The sequence below is a fragment of the Streptomyces sp. NPDC001315 genome (genome assembly GCF_042896175.1).
Lineage (GTDB): Bacteria > Actinomycetota > Actinomycetes > Streptomycetales > Streptomycetaceae > Streptomyces.
Genome location: NZ_JBIAWZ010000003.1, coordinates 505,228 through 524,342, shown reverse-complemented (window position 1 = coordinate 524,342; position 19,115 = coordinate 505,228). Strand labels below are relative to the sequence as shown.

Annotated in this window: 16 protein-coding genes; 5 read left to right on the top strand and 11 right to left on the bottom strand. The window is 71.6% G+C overall.

Going from position 1 to position 19,115, the window contains the following annotated elements; genetic code table 11:
• Window positions 1-42 precede the first annotated feature (42 nt).
• The gene (locus ACFY16_RS12855; RefSeq protein WP_390647106.1) at window positions 43-477 is read right to left on the bottom strand and encodes an ATP-binding protein; all 435 of its coding nucleotides are present in this window, start codon (window positions 475-477) and stop codon (window positions 43-45) included.
• Between the two features lie 106 nt (window positions 478-583).
• Window positions 584-925 (bottom strand): anti-sigma factor antagonist BldG, encoded by a 342-nt coding sequence (gene bldG, locus ACFY16_RS12850; RefSeq protein ID WP_009189842.1) that lies wholly within the window; start codon window positions 923-925, stop codon window positions 584-586.
• Window positions 926-1,005: 80 nt separating this feature from the next.
• On the opposite strand from bldG, the gene ACFY16_RS12845 reads away from it, so the two are divergent.
• Window positions 1,006-3,528: a DEAD/DEAH box helicase gene (locus ACFY16_RS12845; RefSeq protein ID WP_390647105.1), complete on the top strand. Its 2,523-nt coding sequence runs from the start codon at window positions 1,006-1,008 to the stop codon at window positions 3,526-3,528.
• Here the strand turns inward: ACFY16_RS12845 and ACFY16_RS12840 are convergent.
• From ACFY16_RS12840 to ssd, 7 genes are all read right to left on the bottom strand, one after another.
• A complete protein-coding gene (locus tag ACFY16_RS12840; RefSeq protein ID WP_390647258.1) occupies window positions 3,425-3,856 on the bottom strand; it encodes an Rv3654c family TadE-like protein in 432 nt (143 codons plus the stop codon). The two genes, ACFY16_RS12845 and ACFY16_RS12840, sit on opposite strands and share 104 nt — an antisense overlap.
• Before the next feature lie 26 nt (window positions 3,857-3,882).
• A complete protein-coding gene (locus tag ACFY16_RS12835; RefSeq protein ID WP_390647104.1) occupies window positions 3,883-4,248 on the bottom strand; it encodes a TadE family type IV pilus minor pilin in 366 nt (121 codons plus the stop codon).
• Entirely contained in the window at window positions 4,235-4,444 is a 210-nt protein-coding gene (locus ACFY16_RS12830) for a DUF4244 domain-containing protein (RefSeq protein WP_390647103.1), read from the bottom strand. The genes ACFY16_RS12835 and ACFY16_RS12830 overlap by 14 nt, the downstream gene beginning before the upstream one ends.
• A gap of 105 nt (window positions 4,445-4,549) precedes the next feature.
• Complete coding sequence (locus ACFY16_RS12825) at window positions 4,550-5,335, bottom strand: type II secretion system F family protein (protein WP_390647102.1); 786 nt, start codon at window positions 5,333-5,335, stop codon at window positions 4,550-4,552.
• Complete coding sequence (locus ACFY16_RS12820; protein WP_390647101.1) at window positions 5,332-6,207, bottom strand: type II secretion system F family protein; 876 nt, start codon at window positions 6,205-6,207, stop codon at window positions 5,332-5,334. The genes ACFY16_RS12825 and ACFY16_RS12820 overlap by 4 nt, the downstream gene beginning before the upstream one ends.
• Window positions 6,208-6,234: 27 nt before the next feature.
• The gene (locus ACFY16_RS12815; RefSeq protein WP_390647100.1) at window positions 6,235-7,545 is read right to left on the bottom strand and encodes a TadA family conjugal transfer-associated ATPase; all 1,311 of its coding nucleotides are present in this window, start codon (window positions 7,543-7,545) and stop codon (window positions 6,235-6,237) included.
• A complete protein-coding gene (gene ssd, locus ACFY16_RS12810; protein ID WP_390647099.1) occupies window positions 7,542-8,654 on the bottom strand; it encodes a septum site-determining protein Ssd in 1,113 nt (370 codons plus the stop codon). The genes ACFY16_RS12815 and ssd overlap by 4 nt, the downstream gene beginning before the upstream one ends.
• A 571-nt stretch (window positions 8,655-9,225) precedes the next feature.
• On the opposite strand from ssd, the gene ACFY16_RS12805 reads away from it, so the two are divergent.
• Entirely contained in the window at window positions 9,226-10,059 is an 834-nt protein-coding gene (locus ACFY16_RS12805) for an HAD family hydrolase (protein ID WP_390647098.1), read from the top strand.
• A 398-nt stretch (window positions 10,060-10,457) separates the two neighbouring features.
• On the opposite strand, the gene ACFY16_RS12800 is transcribed toward ACFY16_RS12805, so the two are convergent.
• Window positions 10,458-11,282, bottom strand: a complete 825-nt coding sequence (locus ACFY16_RS12800) for an oxidoreductase (protein ID WP_390647097.1) — start codon at window positions 11,280-11,282, stop codon at window positions 10,458-10,460.
• A gap of 101 nt (window positions 11,283-11,383) precedes the next feature.
• Here ACFY16_RS12800 and ACFY16_RS12795 point away from each other — a divergent pair, with 101 nt between their 5' ends.
• Window positions 11,384-12,364 carry an ATP-binding protein gene (locus ACFY16_RS12795; RefSeq protein ID WP_390647096.1) on the top strand — a complete coding sequence of 327 codons (981 nt, stop codon included), beginning with the start codon at window positions 11,384-11,386 and terminating at the stop codon, window positions 12,362-12,364.
• A 12-nt stretch (window positions 12,365-12,376) separates the two neighbouring features.
• On the opposite strand, the gene ACFY16_RS12790 is transcribed toward ACFY16_RS12795, so the two are convergent.
• Window positions 12,377-13,654: a hypothetical protein gene (locus tag ACFY16_RS12790; protein WP_390647095.1), complete on the bottom strand. Its 1,278-nt coding sequence runs from the start codon at window positions 13,652-13,654 to the stop codon at window positions 12,377-12,379.
• A gap of 335 nt (window positions 13,655-13,989) precedes the next feature.
• On the opposite strand from ACFY16_RS12790, the gene ACFY16_RS12785 reads away from it, so the two are divergent.
• Both ACFY16_RS12785 and acs read left to right on the top strand, forming a co-directional pair.
• Window positions 13,990-16,590: a bifunctional SulP family inorganic anion transporter/carbonic anhydrase gene (locus tag ACFY16_RS12785; protein WP_390647094.1), complete on the top strand. Its 2,601-nt coding sequence runs from the start codon at window positions 13,990-13,992 to the stop codon at window positions 16,588-16,590.
• Between the two features lie 530 nt (window positions 16,591-17,120).
• Window positions 17,121-19,079 carry an acetate--CoA ligase gene (acs, locus tag ACFY16_RS12780; protein WP_390647093.1) on the top strand — a complete coding sequence of 653 codons (1,959 nt, stop codon included), beginning with the start codon at window positions 17,121-17,123 and terminating at the stop codon, window positions 19,077-19,079.
• Window positions 19,080-19,115 lie beyond the last annotated feature (36 nt).

Here is a 19,115-nt window from a genome sequence, read left to right as displayed (position 1 = left end):
AGGGCCCTGGAGTGGGAGATGCGGTGATACGACGAGGAGGCGTCAGGCCGGCACGGCGGCGGGCGGGGTGGTCGGCCAGGTCATGCGGATGCGGCCGCCGTCCTCCCCGGCGGTGACCTCCACGTCGTCGACGAGCCCGCTGATGACCGCGAGGCCCATCTCGTCCTCCTCGGCCTCGATGTCCGGATCCTCGGCCGCGGCACCGGCCGAGCCGTCCCGGGGCGCGTGCGGCGCCTCGTCGCCGACCTCGATGGAGAACTGCTTCTCCTCCTCGATCAGCATCACCTGCACCGGTGCCGTGATGCCGCTGCTCTGGTGCAGTCCGACGGCACGGGAACATGCCTCGCCGACGGCGAGTCTGACCTCGTCGAGGACGGCCTCGTCCACTCCGGCCCTGCGCGCCACCGCTGCCGCCACCAGTCGGGCGGTCCTGACGTGCTCGGGCAGCGCGCTGAAGCGGAGTTCAACGGTGGCCATGCATCCCCCTCGGAACTACGGGCGTGCGGTCGGGGGGCCGGGCTGACGAAAGCCCGGTCCCCCCTGTGTTCAACTCTGCCGTCCGGGCAGCTGCCCGGGCCGGCGATCAGTCGGTGGCCGCCACCGCTTCGTCGACCGAGGTGTGGATCGGGAACACCTTGGTGAGACCGGTGATGCGGAAGATCTTCAGAATGCGCTCCTGGTTGCAGACCAGGCGCAGCGAGCCCTCATGGGCACGCACTCGCTTCAGGCCGCCGACCAGCACGCCGAGCCCGGTGGAGTCGAGGAAGTCCACGCCCTCCATATCGACGACGAGGTGGAAATTCCCGTCGTTCACCAGCTCGACCAGCTGCTCGCGCAGCTTGGGCGCGGTATATACGTCGATTTCGCCACCGACCTCGACGACCGTACGATCGCCGACGGTACGGGTCGACAGGGACAGGTCCACGGATCCTCCAGCACCTTGCTATCGAGCGGTCGCCCCATGGGACACCTCGGCGGAGCCCCCAGGACGGTTCGCCAGCCGCGATGGCATTCAATCACTTACCGGCAGGCGTGCACGACGCCTTGGCTCCATTGTCCGTCACTCCAGTGACACACTCGGTGCCGATGGCCAAGAATCACCGATCCGATCGAACCCCGACGGACCCCGAATCCCGTCCCGCACCGGGCGCGGTCCTGGACCGGCTCGCCTCGGGGCCGAGCCGGGCTTCGCGCATCACTCATACGGAGCACTTGCCCCCGCGCGCGGGTCGCCATGCCGTCTGGCCTGACCGGATTCGCTCGGAGGTCATCGCGGCAGTGCAGGCGTGCGGCATCGAGCACCCCTGGGCCCACCAGGCACGGGCAGCCGAGCACGCCCTGGACGGTGATTCCGTGGTCGTCGCCACCGGCACGGCGTCCGGCAAGTCCCTGGCCTACCTGGTACCGGTTCTGTCCACCCTCCTGGACGGCACCGAGGCCCCGAACGGCCGCGGTGCCACCGCCCTCTACCTGGCCCCCACGAAGGCCCTGGCGGCCGACCAGTGCCGCTCGGTGAAGGAACTTTCACAACCTCTGGGCAACGCCGTACGCCCGGCCGTGTACGACGGCGACACTCCGTTCGAGGAACGCGAGTGGGTCCGCCAGTACGCCAACTACGTCCTCACCAACCCGGACATGCTCCACCGCGGCATATTGCCGTCACATCCCCGCTGGTCCTCCTTCCTGAGGTCGCTCAAGTACGTCGTCATCGACGAGTGCCACACCTACCGCGGCGTCTTCGGCTCCCACGTCGCCCAGGTCCTGCGCCGTCTGCGCCGGGTGTGCGCGCGCTACGGGGCCTCCCCGGTCTTCCTGCTGGCCTCCGCCACCGCCGCCGAGCCGTCCGTGGCCGCCCGCCGCCTGACCGGCCTGCCGGTGGTCGAGGTCGCCGACGACGCCTCCCCACGTGGGGAAGTGGTGTTCGCCCTCTGGGAGCCCCCGCTCACGGAGATGCAGGGCGAGAAGGGCGCCCCGGTCCGCCGTACCGCCACCGCCGAGACCGCCGACCTGCTCACGGACCTCGCCGTCCAGGGCGTGCGCTCGGTCGCCTTCGTGCGCTCCCGGCGCGGCGCCGAGCTCATCGCCGTCATCGCCCAGGAACGCCTCGCCGAGGTCGACCGGTCCCTGGCCCGGCGGGTCGCGGCGTACCGCGGCGGCTACCTTCCCGAGGAGCGCCGCGCCCTGGAACGCGCCCTGCACTCCGGCGAACTCCTCGGTCTCGCCGCCACGACCGCGCTCGAGCTCGGCGTGGACGTGTCGGGCCTGGACGCCGTACTGATCGCCGGCTACCCGGGCACGCGCGCGTCCCTGTGGCAGCAGGCGGGCCGGGCCGGACGCTCCGGTCAGGGGGCTCTCGCCGTCCTGGTGGCCCGTGACGACCCGCTGGACACGTTCCTCGTCCATCATCCGGAGGCCCTGTTCGACCAACCGGTGGAATCGACGGTCCTCGACCCCGACAACCCGTACGTCCTCGCCCCGCACCTGTGCGCGGCCGCGGCGGAACTGCCGTTGGTCGAGGAGGACCTCGACCTCTTCGGTCCGGCGGCCGCGGAGCTGCTGCCGCAGCTGGAGGCCGCGAAGCTGCTGCGCCGCCGGACGAAGGCCTGGCACTGGACGCGCCGGGAGCGGGCCGCCGACCTGGCCGACATCCGCGGTGAGGGCGGCCGGCCGGTGCAGATCGTCGAGGCCGGGACGGGACGGCTGCTGGGCACGGTCGACGAGGCCGCCTCCCACACGACCGTCCATGAGGGCGCGGTCCACCTCCACCAGGGCCGTACGTATCTCGTCCGCTCCCTCGACCTGGAGGATTCGGTCGCCCTCGTCGAGGAGGCGAGCCCACCGTATTCGACGGTCGCCCGCGACACGACGTCGATCTCCGTCCTGGAGACGGACGTCGAGATCCCCTGGGGCGACGGCCGCCTCTGCTACGGCTCCGTCGAGGTCACCAACCAAGTGGTCTCCTTCCTGCGCAGACGTGTCATCACCGGTGAAGTGCTGGGCGAGACGAAACTCGACCTCCCGCCTCGTACGCTCCGTACGCGCGCCGTGTGGTGGACGGTCACCGAGGACCAGCTGGACGAGGCCCGGATCAACCCGGAGATCCTCGGTGGCGCACTGCACGCCGCCGAGCACGCGTCGATCGGCATGCTGCCCCTCTTCGCGACCTGCGACCGCTGGGACATCGGCGGCGTATCCGTGCCGCTGCACCCCGACACCCTCCTGCCGACGGTCTTCGTCTACGACGGCCACCCCGGCGGCGCGGGCTTCGCCGAGCGCGCCTTCCACACCGCCCGCGCCTGGCTCACCGCCACCCGCCAGGCCATCGCCTCCTGCGAGTGCGACGCCGGCTGCCCGTCCTGCATCCAGTCCCCCAAGTGCGGCAACGGGAACGATCCCCTGCACAAGAGAGGCGCCGTGCGCCTGCTCACGGTCCTGCTGCGGGGGGCTCCGGAGGAGAAGCCGCAGGCGGAGCAGCAGGCCCAGGGGGAGCCGGCGGGACCGGTCCCGCCGGGCCCGCCCGCGCCCTGACCTCCGCCGCGAACGGCCCCCGCCCCGACGCCGCCGACACGTCCGAGGTGTCGGCGACGATCGCGCACCGCACCAGCCGCGCCCCCTGGGCCCGCGCCACCCGGTCCGCGCGGGCGCAGGCCGCCGCGGCGCCCTCCGCCCAGTGGTCGGCTGCCGCGAGCGCCGCGAGGTCCGCGCCGCCGGCCGCGCGGTGCCGGGCCACGACAGCCTGCCCCAGCGCCAGCACGACCCCGAACACCACGCACAGCACGGCGACGGCACCGACGCTCCAGACGGTGGCGGAACCGCGGTCCGATCTCAGCCCGTCACCCCGCGCCCGGACGGGCAAACGCCTTGCCACGGACAGACCCCTGGTCACGACCCCACCCCCACCAGCTCCTCCACCGACGCCACGGCTTCTTCCCGTACCTCGAAGGGCAGTCCGTTCAGCGCCGGGGGCCTGGCCACGACCACCACACGCACCTGGTCGCCCTGCCGGCCGACCGTGACCTTCGCGCCGGCCGGTGCCGCCGCGCGGGTGACCTCGAGGACCGAGCCGGCCGGGTCCTGGCGGGCCGCGGCCCGGGCTCCCGTCCGCGCCGCGTCCACGCACTGGATCTGTGCGGCCACCACGAGCAGCCCCCACACCAGCGCCATCGCGAACAGCACCAGCACGGGCAGCACCACCGCCGACTCGGCCGTCACGAACCCCCGGTCCGCACCTCGCTCACATCCGCGCACTGAGTGCTCGCTTCACGATGGCCTGCAGCTCCGCACTGACCTGACCGCTCGTCACCACCTTGTAGAGGAGCACTGCGAAGGCCACTGCCGCGACGATCCCCATCGCGTACTCCGAGGTGACCATCCCCGCGTCCCTGCGCGCCGCACGCGCCCTGCACACCAGGGCACGCAACCGCGCCCGTACCGCCTTGTACATCTCAACCCCCGTAGGTTCGCTCTGTTGCTCTCTCTGATCCACCGTCGCCGGTCGCGCGTCGGATCTCTCACAGCCGGCCGTACGCCGTCCACGGCCACCGCCCCGTCAGCCACCACCCCCTCCCACCACCTCGCCCGCCAGCCCGATCACCACAGGCATGACGCCGACCGCGATGAACGCGGGCAGGAAGCACAGCCCGACCGGCGCGGTGACCATCACTGCCGCCCGTCTGGCCCGTGCCGTCGCGTTGCGCGCCCGGTCGGCGCGGGCGTCCGCGGCGAGCCGGGTGACGGGGCCGGCCGCGGGGAGTCCGGAGACGTCGGCCCGTGCCAGCAACCGCGCCAGGGGTTCGGCGCCCGGGATCGAGGCCAGCCGCCACCAGGCCTCGCCCGGTTCACCGCCGAGCCGCACTTCGGCCGCGCCGCGCGCCAGCGCTTCCCCGACGGGGCCACCGAGCGCCTCGCCCGCCGCCTGGGCCGCGATCACCGGGCCGGCTCCCGCCTCGATGCACGCACCCAACAGTTCTGCCGCGAGCGGGAGTTGCCGGGCGGCCTCCCCCGCGTCGACCTCGGCCGCGGCGCCGGCGGACGCCTGCCGAAGGCGCCATCGCCGCAGCGCGACCGCCGCGATCAGCCCGACCACGACACCTGCGACACCGCCGACCACCATCCACCCGGCCATCACCACTCCCACGAGGGCCGACCACCGCCGCACCGCTCCACTCACCACCGGGCGGCAACCCGCCGACGCCTCTTCCCGGGCCAACAGTTCGGCCAGCCGACGCCGTGCCCGGCGCTCCCGCCGCACCGCCACCACCCAGCGCGCCGGCCATCCGAGGGCGATCACCACCCCCAAGGCCGCCCCCAGCCTGTGGACAACCTCCGTACTCACGTCGTCTCCGCTCCTCGTACGATCCGCAGCGCCCACCACATCCCCGCGCCCTCCAGCAGGCCGCCGATCAGGAGACAGCCCAGGCCCGCTCCGGTGTGCAGCAGTACGTGCAGCGGGTCGGCGCCCAGAGCGGCGCCGAGGAGGAGACCCAGGGCAGGCAGTCCGGCGAGCATCACGGCGGTGGAGCGGGCGCCCGCCAACTGGGCGCGGAGGTCCGCACGTTGGTCCCGTTCGGCGCGCAGCGCCCCTTCGAGCCGGTCGAGTCCGGCCGCGAGACCCGCGCCCCGGTCCACGGCAACCCGCCAGCACGCCGCGAGGCCCAGCAGGCCCTCAGCCCCAGATTGCCGAGCCGCCGCCGAGAGCACCCCGGGGACATCCCCGCCGAACCTCGCCGCCGCCAGCACCGCCGCCTGCGCGTCCCCGAGCCCTCCGGAGTCACGTGCGGCACGTAGCAGTGCCTCCCCCGGCTGACGCCCGGCGCGCACCTCGCCGGCGAGCGTCCCGCACAGCGCGATGACCGCGTCTCCCCGGCGCTCCCGCTCCCGCCGCGCCCGACCGGCCAGCAGCACCCGGCGCAGCACCGGCACTCCCGCCGCCCCCACGACGACCGGCAGCACCGAAGCACCCAGCACCGCCAGCACCAGCCCGGCGACCAACGCCCACCACTCGGCCCGCCATCGCTCGTTGATCCGCCGCAGTCCACCGGCCAGGTGCCGCCACTCCGGCGGCCCGGTGCCCACCACCCCGCCGCCGGCGAGCAGCGACTGCGCCCTCCGCACCCCGGAGTGCCATCCGCCCATCGCCCATGCGGCCGCCCCGACGCACATCACGGCCACGCCCATCGCCAGCTCGCCCGCCGAGATGTCACCCATTCCGCTCACCGCTCCCGCTCGTCCTCGTCATCCAGCACTTCTCCACGCCCCGGACCGCCCTGGCCCCCTGGCCGCCCGCACTTCCTCGCCACCCGGACCGCCCCCGCCGCCCGGCACTTCCTCGCCGCCCAGACCGTTCTCCTCGCCCGGGCTGTTCTCGTCGTCCCGGCCGTGCAGGAGCCCGCGCAACCGCTCCCATCCCCGCTCGCGGGCGAACGCCTCCGCGCCCCACCGCAGCGCCGGCACCGTCCTCACCAGCCCTGATGCGTCCCGCTCCAGCACGTGCACCTCGGCGATCCGCCGCCGCCCCGCTCGGTCGCGCGCCAGGTGCACGACCACCGACAGCGCGGCCGCGACCTGGCTGTGCAGCGCGGCCCGGTCGAGCCCGGCCGCCGTGCCGAGCGCTTCCAGCCGAGCCGGCACGTCGGCGGCCGCGTTGGCGTGGACAGTCCCGCACCCGCCCTCGTGACCGGTGTTCAACGCGGCCAGCAGATGAACCACTTCGGGGCCTCGCACCTCGCCGACGACCAGCCGGTCCGGGCGCATGCGCAGCGCCTGCCGCACCAGGTCCTCGAGGGTGACGAGGCCGGCGCCCTCCTGGTTGGCGGGTCTCGTCTCCAGGCGTACGACGTGCGGATGGTCCGGCCGCAGTTCCGCCGAGTCCTCCGCGAGCACGATCCGCTCGCCGGGCCCGACGAGCCCGAGCAACGCGCTCAGGAGGGTCGTCTTGCCGCTGCCGGTTCCGCCGCTGATCACGAAGGACAGCCGGGCCCGCAGCAGCGCACGCAGCACGCGGTCCCCGCCCGGCGGCACCGTGCCCGCCGCCACCAACTCGTCGAGCGTGAACGCGCGCGGGCGTACCACTCGCAGCGAGAGACAGGTGCAGCCGACGGCGACCGGGGGCAGTACCGCGTGCAGCCGGGTGCCGTCCGGCAGCCGGGCGTCGGCCCAGGGCCGCGCATCGTCCAGCCGGCGTCCGGCCACCGCAGCCAGCCGCTGGGCGAGGCGTCGTACGGCCGCCGCGTCCGGGAAGGCGACGGCGGTCAGCTCAAGCCCGCCGCCCCGGTCCACCCAGACCCGGTCCGGAGCCGACACCAGTACGTCGGTCACCGTGGGGTCGGCGAGCAGCGGTTCCAGGGGCCCGCTGCCGACCAGCTCGGAGCGCAGCTGCTCGGCCGCGCCGAGTACTTCGGCGTCCCCGAGCACCCGTCCCTGTTCGCGCAGGGCCTGTGCCACGCGCGCGGGTGTCGGTTCGGCGCCGCTCTCGGCCAGCCACTGCCGTACGCCGTCGAGGAGCGCCGGGCCGGTCGCCCGCTCGAGTCGGGGAAGCGTGCTCATGGGGCACCCGCCTCGCTCAGGGCTCGCTCCCAGAACTCCTTGCAGAACCGGGCGAGCGGTCCCCGCGCGGCGGCGCCCGGCGGTGCCTTGCCCCCGTTCGGGCGCAGCAGCCCTGATTCCGCGGGTACCTCGCCGGCCAGGGGCAGTCCGAGCAGCCGTGCCACCTCACGGTCGTCGAGTCCGGGCGTGTACGGCCCCCGTACCGCAACCCGCAGATCGCGCAGGACCATGCCGACGGCGGAGGCCACTCGGCCCGCCGCGGCGACGGCGCGCAGTTCGGCCGGGACCACGAGAAGGCCGAGGTCGAGCTGGGCGAGGACCTCGGCGACCCCGTCGTCGATGCGGCGCGGCAGGTCCACGACGACCGTGCCGCCCCGGCGTCGGGCCGCCGCGAGTACCGCCCGTACGGCCTGGGGCGCGATGGCGACGCAATCGCCGCGGTCCCAGCTCAGCACCCGCAGCGAGTGCAGGCGCGGCAGGGACTCCTCCAGAGCGCCGCCGCCGACCCGCCCGCGAGAGGCGGCGAAGGCAGGCCAGCGCAGTCCCTCAGCCGTCTCGCCGCCGAGAAGTACGTCGAGTCCGCCGCCCAGCGGATCGGCGTCCACGAGCAGAGTGCGCAGCCCCTCGCGGGCGGAGGTGACGGCGAGTGCGCACGCGAGCGTGGACGCTCCGGCGCCGCCGCGGCCACCGATCACGCCGACGGTGAGCGCGGGCCGACCGACGCCCTCGGCGACATCGGCGATGCGGTCGACCAGCCACTGCTCTCCGTCGGGCAACATCAGGACGTGGTCGGCGCCGATCTCGACGGCCCGCCGCCACACCCCGGAGTCGTCCTGGTCACGGCCGACGAGTACCACTCCGCGCCTGCGGGCGGCCCCGCTCACCCGCCGAGCGGCGTCGTCGCCGACCAGGACGAGCGGCGCGGCCTCCCAGCTGCCTCTCGGCTCCGGTACCCCGTGGTGGACCTCGGGCGTGGCGCCGGCCGCCGCGCACAGGCGCAGCAGGTCGTCGAGGAGTTCTGCGTCCTCCGTGACGATCAACGGTTTGCCCTGCCGCCCTCCGGCGGTCGGCGGCGGGTCGTGTGTGACGGTTCCGGCCACGGTTTCCATCCCCCTTCGCTGCGTGTCGCGCAGCCTCTGCGGCCTCGCGATTCCCAAACGTGTGAAGATCCGGCATCCGGCCGCCATATGAGCGGCCGCCAGAAACCGGCCATACGCGTCCGGCAATCGGAACCGGCCAGGAACTCGCCGCCGGCCGGACGCGTAGGAATCACGGTGCAGCGATCCCGGAAATCGTGTGGATCTTGGTCGAAAACTGTGGACAACTCAGCTGTTGTGAATATCGCCGTCACCCAAACCGGTGACCCCCGTGCTGCTCCCTGTGCGACTTCCACAGAGCAGCCTCTCAACTACAGACAGTGACCGATCATGAGCATGCGAAGAAGGCGGCCTCAGCCGCCTGGACACGGCACCACGGCCGTTCATGAGAGGGGAAAACCCGTCCGGACATGCGACGACCCCCGCCGGGGGGGAGAGCGGGGGTCGTCTCCACGGCCGACTCGGGGGGGGAGGAGTCGGACCGGGTTAGCACGGTCGCGAACGATCCGTGACTTCCATGGTGTACCCGAGAGCCCTCTCAAGCAAACCCACGCGCCAACCTTACGCCGAATGGGCTGCGCCTATGCTCGGGGCCGTGGAAAACCACTCCTTGCCCCGCACAGCAGCCTTCTTTGACCTGGACAAGACGGTCATTGCGAAGTCGAGCACGCTCACCTTCAGCAAGTCCTTCTACCAAGGCGGGCTGATCAACCGCAGGGCCGCCTTGCGGACCGCATACGCCCAGTTCGTGTTCCTGCTGGGCGGCATGGACCACGCCCAGATGGAGCGCACTCGCGCGTATCTGTCCGCGCTGTGCCGCGGCTGGAACGTCCAACAAGTGAAGGAAATCGTCGCCGAGACCCTTCACGACCTGATCGATCCGATCATCTACGACGAGGCCGCCTCCCTCATCGAGGAGCATCACACCGCCGGACGTGACGTGGTGATCGTGTCCACGTCCGGCGCCGAAGTGGTCGAGCCGATCGGCGAGCTGCTCGGCGCGGACCGCGTGGTGGCCACCCGGATGGTCGTCGGCGACGACGGTTGTTTCACCGGAGAGGTGGAGTACTACGCCTACGGCCCGACGAAGGCCGAGGCGATCAAGGAGCTGGCGGCGTCCGAGGGGTACGACCTCGCCCGCTGCTACGCGTACAGCGACTCGGTGACCGACCTGCCGATGCTCAGCGCTGTCGGCCATCCGCACGCCGTCAATCCGGACCGCGCGCTGCGCCGTGAGGCGGTCACGCACGGATGGCCGATTCTCGACTTCCACCGACCGGTGCGGCTCAAGCAGCGAATTCCGGGGCTCTCCGTACCGCCCCGTCCCGTTCTCGTCGCGGCCGCGGCAATAGGGGCCGCGGCCGCCACGGCGGGACTTGTCTGGTACGCGAGTCGGCGCCGGGAGCCGATCGTCTGACCTGCACGTTCGCTGCCACCCGACCTTCCCTGACACTTTGGTGACCGTTTCGCATGTTTTTGGACTAAAAGTAAAGAAGTGCGGCCAGGGCTTCCGCTTTCTCCGGGTGTGCAGTACAAAGGAATCAGGCCCGCGAGACCAAGGACATCCGAGAGGATCACCTTTTAAACGCATTTGGCCCCACGGACCCAGCATGAACATCAGGCACCCACGCGACGTCGACCCGTCGATTACGGGCCAGCCACACCAGGTGACGGGCAATGTTCCCGGCCTGATGGGCACATATCGAGGACGCTTGGTAACCCGGTGAACATGCCAGCGGCGGTACGAGAAATCGTACCGCCGCAACCCTGCCAGGCCCCTTCGGGGGCTTTTTTCGTGCCCCACGCGCGCGTGCGTTACGCCGCCCCGCGCTGCAGCGCCTCGCACACCGCCGTCGACTCACGGGCCCCGAGTTCGACCGCCTTGCCGCAGTGAGTGATCCAGGCCGCCATGCCCTCCGCAGTGCCCGAGACATAGCCGTCCAGAGCCGCGAGGTAGGCCGCCCGGCCCAGCTCGGCGTGGCCGACCTCGGCCGGGCAGACGGACTTGGGGTCGAGGCCGCTGCCGATCAGGACGATGCGCTCGGCGGTACGCGCGACCAGGCCGTTGTGGGAGGTGAAGGGGCGCAGCGCGAGGAGCTCGCCGTGGACCACGGCGGCCGTCACCAGGGCAGGGGCGGAACTGCCCGCGATGATCAATTCGGACAGGCCTTCCAGACGGCCCGAGACGTCCGCCGCGCTCGGCAGCGGCAGCTCGATCAGCGGCTCGTCGACGCTCTCGCCCACCTGGCGCGGCCGCCCGACCTCGTCGTTCTGGCTCGCGGCGGCGACCAGATGCAGCCGGGCCAGCACCCTGAGGGGCGACTGTCGCCAGATGGACAGCAGCTGGCCCGCCTCGGCGGTCAGCCGGAGCGCCGCGCCCATCGCGCGCGCCTCGTCGTCGCCGCTGAAGTCGGTGCGTCGGCGTACTTCTTCGAGGCCCCAGTCCGCGCCGGACAGCGCCGCGGAACCACGGGCGCCGCGCAGCGCCGCCTCGGAGGTGATCTCGTTGCTGCGCCGCCGCATGACCCGGTGCCCGTAGACCCGGTCCACGGCCTTGCGCACGGACTCCACGGACTCGGCCACACCGGGCAGTGAGCCCAGGGCCGCAAGCGGATCGGCGGTCGCGCCTGTCGTACTCATGAGTACGACACTACGCACCCCGAGCGCACACCCCACGAAGGAGTGGTCTTCTTCACTCCCGTCCGCCACATACAGCTACCACTGAACTACGCTTGGTGAACATGAAAATTGCTTTCGTCGGGAAGGGCGGCAGCGGCAAGACCACCCTGTCCTCCCTGTTCGTCCGCCACCTGGCAGCAGTCGGCGCGCCGGTCGTCGCCGTCGACGCCGACATCAACCAGCACCTGGGCGCCGCGCTCGGCCTCGACGAGGCGGAGGCGGCGAGGCTCCCCGCGATGGGCGAACAGCTCCCGCTGATCAAGAGCTACCTGCGCGGCTCCAACCCGCGCATCGCCTCCGCCGAGACGATGATCAAGACGACCCCGCCCGGCGAGGGCTCTCGACTGCTGCGGGTGCGCGAGCCCAATCCGGTCTACGACGCCTGTGCGCGGCCGGTGGAACTCGACGGCGGCGCCGTCCGTTTGATGGTCACCGGCCCCTTCACGGACGCCGACCTGGGGGTCGCCTGCTACCACTCCAAGACGGGAGCGGTGGAGCTGTGCCTGAACCACCTGGTGGACGGCCGTGACGAGTACGTCGTGGTCGATATGACAGCGGGCTCGGACTCCTTCGCCTCCGGCATGTTCACCCGCTTCGACATCACGTTCCTCGTCGCCGAGCCGACCCGGAAGGGGGTCTCCGTCTATCGCCAGTACAAGGAGTACGCCCGCGACTTCGGTGTCGTCCTGAAGGTCGTCGGCAACAAGGTGCAGGGCCAGGACGACGTCGACTTCCTCCGCGACGAAGTCGGGGAGGACCTGCTCGTGACGGTGGGGCACTCGGACTGGGTGCGCGCCATGGAGAAGGGCCGCCCGCCCCGGTTCGAGCTCCTGGAGGACACCAACCGCCGCGCCCTGCGCCTGCTGCACACGGCCGTCGACGCGACGTACGAACTGCGCGACTGGGAGCGCTACACGCGGCAGATGGTGCACTTCCACCTGAAGAACGCCCAGGCGTGGGGCAATGAGCGCACCGGGGCCGACCTGGCGGCGCAGGTCGACCCCGGGTTCGTGCTCGGCGAAGGGGTCACCGCTCCCGTATAGCGGGAACCAGGACTACTGCTTGACCGCCGGCGCCCCGGGCACGCCCTTGGGGGCCGGTGCCGGGCGGGCCGACAGGAAGGAGGCCCAGCCCTGCTTCGGGGCCTCGCCGACCTCGAGGGTGCGCAACCTGGCCAGGGTCTGGGGGTCCTGGGCATCCAGCCAGTCGGCGAGCTGCCGGAAGGAGACGCAGCGCACCTCGGGCTTGTTGCAGACCTTCGCGATGACATCGTCGAGGGCCCGCATATAGGTGCCGCCGTTCCAGGACTCGAAGTGGTTGCCGATGATCAGGGGCGCGCGGTTGCCGTCGTAGGCACGCTCGAAGCCCTTGAGCAGGCCGTCCCGCATCTGGTCGCCCCAGTACGCGTACTTGTCCGGGTCACCCTGGGTCTGGGTGCCCGACTGGTTGACCATGAAGTTGTAGTCCATGGTGAGCTGCTCGTAGGCATGGCCGGGGAAGGGCACGAGCTGCATGGACAGGTCCCACAGGCCTTCCTTCTTCTTCGGCCAGACCTGGTTGTTGACGCCGCTGGTGTCGTAGCGGAAGCCCAGGTCGCGGGCGGCCCTCATGAAGTTCTTCTGACCCTCCAGGCAGGGAGTGCGGGCCCCGACGAGCTCCTTGTCGTAGTCGAAGGGCAGCGGTGCCGCCGTCTTCATGCCGGAGTTGGTCTTCCAACTCTCGACGAACTGCTTGGCCTGGGCGATCTCGTCCTTCCACTCGTCGACGGACCACTCGCCGACACCACCGTCGGGCCCGCAGAAGTGGCCGTTGAAGTGGGTGCCGATCTCGTTGCCCTCCAGCCACGCCAGGCGCAGCTGCTTCACGGTGTCGGCGATGCCCTGCTCGTCGTTGAAGCCGATGTCGGAGCGGCCCGGCGAGTGCTCCGGAGGCTTGTAGAGGTCGCGCTTCTCCTCCGGCAGCATGTACACGCCGCTCAGGAAGTACGTCATCGTCGCGTGGTTCTCCTTGGCGACCTTACGGAAGTGGGAGAACAGTTTCTGGCTGTCCTCGCCCGCCCCGTCCCAGGAGAACACCACGAACTGCGGAGGCTTCTGGCCGGGCTTGAGCCGCTCCGGCCTCGGCAGATGCGGCTGCGCCCCGGTGTACGCGGTGGAGCCGTCGCCGATCAGACGTACCACGCTCCCCGGCGCCGGGGCACCCTTGGCCTTCTGCGGGCCGGGCGCCCCTTCCTTCGCACCGTTGGAACCGGTTTCCGTCGCGCAACCGGCGAGCGATGCGGCTACGACCGCGGCGACCACAGCGCCCGCGGCGATCCTCTGGGTGGCGACCATGTTCCGCCCACCTACTTCCTTCTCTCAGGCCAACGCTGATGAGGGCGTCTTCCGGGTTGTGCCGGGACGAGCCGACAGCGCCGCCAAGGTCGCACGGGACCGAGAAGGAATTAGTACGACAAGCCGATGAAATGCTCACATCACCCATTGGGGTGACTTATTACCCCATTCGCCCGTAAAGTCCACGCAAACCCTTTACTCTGCATTACTGTCTGTTTACCGAACGTTGATTCATCCCGCCGCTGCACGCCGTGACCCACGGCCGCGACCAGTTCCCCGCCACCGACGGGGACCATCCGTTCCGCGACCGCGCTGCCCCGGAGGAGACGGGAAACATGTCAGCCAGCGTCCCCACCCACCCCAAAGCCACCGGCCTCGCCCTGGCGATGGCGCCCCCCACCGCCGACACGACCCGGACGGAGCGCCACCACCGAACCCACCGCCCCCGACCGGTCCCGCCCCATCGTTTCCCTGGCTCGGGTGCCGACCTGTCCGCCTCGATCGCGGTCTTCCTGATCGCCCTGCCGCTGTCGCTCGGCATCGCCCTCGCCACCGGCGCACCGCTCCAGGCCGGCCTCGTCGCCGCCGCCGTGGGCGGCCTCGTCGTCGGCCGGCTCGGCGGCAGCCCGCTCCAGGTCAGCGGCCCGGCCGCCGGACTCACGGTCGTCACCGCCGACCTCATCCACCGCTACGGATGGCGTACGACATGCGCCATCACCGTCCTTGCCGGACTCGCCCAACTGGGCCTGGGCTGCCTGCGCGTGGCCCGCACCGCGCTCGCCGTCAGCCCCGCCGTCGTGCACGGGATGCTCGCCGGCATCGGCATCACCATCGCCGTCGCGCAGCTGCACATCGTCCTCGGCGGCAGTCCGCAGAGCTCCGTCCTCGCCAACCTCCGCGCGCTGCCCGCCCAGATGGCCGCCCTGCATCCCGCCGCCGTGTCCATGAGCGCGCTGACGCTCACCCTGCTGCTGCTCTGGCCGCGGGTCCCGGGGCGGGTCGGCCGACTGCTGCGCAGGATCCCGGCGGCGCTCGTCGCCGTCGCCGGGTCCACCGCGACCGCGGCGGTCACCGGTTTGACCCTGCCCCGGGTCGACCTGCCGTCCTGGCACAGCCACGCTCTGGCCGGTCTGCCCGAGGGACCGGTGCTCGGTCTGGTCACCGCCGTGCTCACCACCACGCTGGTGTGCAGCGTGCAGTCGCTGCTCGGCGCGGTCGCCGTGGACAAGCTGGTGGCCGGGACCCCCGGGCTGAGCGCCCGCGTCGGCCGCTCCGACCTGGACCGCGAACTGCTCGGCCAGGGCGCCGCCAACGTCGTCTCCGGCACGCTCGGCGGACTGCCTGTCGCGGGTGTGGCCGTGCGCAGTTCGGCGAATGTGCAAGCCGGTGCGGTGAGCCGGAACTCCACGATGTTGCACGGCGTTCTCGTAGTGGTCGCCGCGTTGCTGATGGTCCCGGTCCTGGAGTTCATCCCGCTCGCCTCGCTCGCCGCCCTGGTGATGGCCGTCGGCATCCAGATGGTGTCCCTGCACCACATCCGCACGGTGACCCGCCACCGAGAAGTGCTGGTGTACGCCGTCACCACACTCGGCGTGGTGATCTTCGGCGTCCTGGCGGGCGTGACGCTGGGCATCGCCGTGGCCGTCGCCGTCGCCCTGCACCGCCTCACCCGCACCCGCATCACCCGTGCCGAGAGGGAAGGAGTCCATCACGTACACGTACGAGGACAGCTGACGTTCCTGGCGGTGCCGCGGCTCAGTCGCGCCCTGCATCTCGTACCCCAAGGCGCCCATGCCGTCGTGGAGTTGGACGGTTCGTTCATGGATCACGCGGCGTACGAGTCCCTGCAGGACTGGCAGAAGACGCACACCGCGCAGGGCGGCTCCGCCGAGTTGACCGGCCGCCGTGCCGGGGTCCGGATCGCCGAGCCCTTCGGTCCGGCGGGCCGCCACACCGAAGCTGGGACCGACGGCCCCGAGGGCTCCGCCGTCTGCCGCTGCCGGCCCTGGACGCCCTGGCGCAACCACCAGTGCGAGCGCCCGCAGTCCGCGCCGACCCCCGGCGGACACGCGGGCGGAGCACTCGACGGAGACGCGGGCGGAGCCCCTGGCGGAAGTCCGGGGGGAGGTCCCGGCGGAAGCCCGGGCGGAAGCCCGGGCAGAGCCCCCGATGGAGGTCCAGGCAGAGCCCCCGGCGGAGGTCCGGGCGGAGGTCCCGATGGAGTTCCAGGCGGTGGCCCGGCAGACTCCGCCCTGTCCGAGCCCAGTGAGCACCAACTGGTGCGTGGCATCAGCGCGTTCCAGCGCAACACCGCGCCGCTGATTCGGGGTGAGCTGGCCCGACTGGCCCGCGAAGGTCAGCGCCCGGCCCAGCTCTTCCTCACCTGTGCCGACTCCCGCCTCGTCACCTCGATGATCACCTCCAGTGGTCCGGGCGACCTGTTCGTGGTGCGCAACGTGGGCAACCTCGTGCCGCTGCCCGGCGAGGAAGGCGGGGACGACTCGGTGGGGGCCGCGATCGAGTACGCGGTGGACGTGCTGAAGGTGCGCTCCATCACGGTGTGCGGGCACTCCGGGTGCGGGGCCATGCAGGCGCTGCTCAACTCCGAGCCCGGCGGCCCCCGGACGCCGCTGAAGCGCTGGCTGCGGCACGGTTCGCCGAGCCTGGAGCGCATGGCCGACGACACCCGGTCCCGGGCCCGGCTGTCCGGGCGCCGGCCCGCCGACGCGGTCGAGCAGCTCTGCCTGACCAATGTCGTCCAGCAGCTCGAACACCTGCGCGCACACGAGTCGGTGGCCCGGGCCCTGCGGGAGCGGGCACCGCTGGAGCTGCACGGGATGTACTTCCACGTGGGCGAGGCGCAGGCCTATCTGCTCACGGAGGCCGGCGGGAGCGCGGTGTTCGACCACGTGGGAGCGGCGGACGTGTCCGCGTGACCCCGGACCCGGACCTGAACCCCGGACCCGAACCCGAACCCCGAGCCCCGGACCCCGGACCCGAACCCGAACCCCGAACCCCGAACCCCCGGCCCCGAACCCGAACCCGAACCCGAACCCCGAACCCCGGACCCGGCCCCCTGGCCCTGGCCCCGGCACCCGGCACCCGGCACCCGGCACCCGGCACCCGGCACCCGGCACCCGGACCGAACGTCGGCGACACGCCGGCCGACCCCTGCCACCCAGGTTGACACTGCGGCGCCACCGCGCACCCCGGATGCGATTCCTCCTGGGCGTGAACGCCCTGGGCTTCCTCGCGCGAATCACGCTGAACTCCACCGTGCCGGCGTCCGTGAGTACGGATGACCTCGGCTGACCTCGGCTGACCTCGGCTGACCTCGGCTGACCTCGGCCACAGATCCCGCCCCATAGGTCTAAACCAATTTTGGGGACGGCCCTTGTCATCGGACCCCCGCGTCTGATGAGCTGTGGCCTGGGACACAACGGACACCCTTGGAAAGGGAGATGTCGTGAGCAACGAAAGCCTGGCCAACCTCTTGAAGGAGGAGCGACGCTTCGCGCCGCCCGCTGACCTGGCCGCGAACGCCAACGTCACGGCAGAGGCGTACGAACAGGCCAAGGCTGACAGGCTCGGCTTCTGGGCCGAGCAGGCCCGTCGACTGACCTGGGCCAAGGAGCCGACCGAGACGCTGGACTGGTCGAACCCGCCGTTCGCCAAGTGGTTCAAGGACGGCGAGCTCAACGTCGCGTACAACTGCGTGGACCGGCATGTCGAGGCGGGGAACGGCGACCGCGTCGCCATCCACTTCGAAGGGGAGCCCGGCGACAGCCGTGCCATCACCTATGCCGAGCTCAAGGACGAGGTGTCGAAGGCCGCCAACGCGCTGCTGGAGCTCGGTGTTCAGGCGGGCGACCGGGTCGCCGTCTACATGCCGATGATCCCCGAGACGGCGATCGCGATGCTGGCCTGCGCCCGCATCGGCGCCGCGCACTCGGTCGTCTTCGGCGGCTTCTCGGCGGACGCCCTCGCCACCCGCATCCAGGACGCCGACGCCAAGGTCGTCATCACCTCCGACGGCGGCTGGCGGCGCGGCAAGCCGTCCGCGCTCAAGCCGGCCGTGGACGACGCCATCGCGCGCGTGGACAACGTCGAGCATGTGCTCGTGGTCCGCCGTACCGGCCAGGAGGTCGCCTGGAACGACGAGCGGGACGTGTGGTGGCACGAGATCGTCGAGCGGCAGTCCGCCGAGCACACCCCGGAGGCGTTCGAGGCCGAGCAGCCGCTGTTCATCCTCTACACGTCCGGTACGACGGGTAAGCCGAAGGGCATCCTGCACACCTCCGGCGGCTACCTCACGCAGACCGCGTACACGCACCACGCCGTCTTCGACCTCAAGCCGGAGACCGACGTCTACTGGTGCACGGCCGACGTCGGCTGGGTCACGGGGCACTCGTACATCGTCTACGGACCGCTCGCGAACGGCGCGACCCAGGTCATGTACGAGGGCACGCCCGACACCCCGCACCAGGGCCGCTTCTGGGAGATCGTGCAGAAGTACGGGGTGACGATCCTGTACACGGCGCCGACGGCGATCCGTACGTTCATGAAGTGGGGCGACGACATCCCCGCGAAGTTCGATCTCAGCAGCCTGCGGGTCCTCGGCTCGGTCGGTGAGCCCATCAACCCCGAGGCCTGGATCTGGTACCGCAAGCACATCGGGGCGGACAGGACACCCATCGTCGACACCTGGTGGCAGACCGAGACCGGCGCGATGATGATCTCCCCGCTGCCGGGCGTGACCGAGGCCAAGCCGGGGTCCGCGCAGCGCCCGCTGCCGGGTATCTCGGCGACCGTCGTCGACGACGAGGCCAAGGAAGTGCCGAACGGCGGCGGTGGCTACCTCGTCCTCACCGAGCCGTGGCCGTCGATGCTGCGCACGATCTGGGGTGACGACCAGCGGTTCCTCGACACGTACTGGTCGCGTTTCGAGGGCAAGTACTTCGCTGGCGACGGCGCGAAGAAGGACGACGACGGCGACATCTGGCTCCTCGGGCGCGTCGACGACGTCATGCTGGTGTCCGGGCACAACATCTCGACGACCGAGGTCGAGTCGGCGCTCGTCTCGCACCCGGCGGTCGCCGAGGCGGCCGTGGTCGGCGCGGCGGACGAGACGACGGGGCAGGCGATCGTCGCCTTCGTGATCCTGCGCGGGACGGCGAACACCGAGGACGAGAGCCTGGTCGCCGATCTGCGCAACCACGTCGGCGCCACCCTCGGCCCGATCGCCAAGCCGAAGCGCATCCTGCCGGTGGCGGAGCTGCCGAAGACGCGCTCCGGCAAGATCATGCGCCGGCTGCTGCGGGACGTCGCGGAGAACCGCCAGCTCGGCGACGTCACCACGCTCACGGACTCCACCGTCATGGACCTGATCCAGACGAAGCTTCCGGCGGCGCCCAGCGAGGACTGAGTAAGGCCCTGGGGGCGCCCGGCAGCACACCGGGCG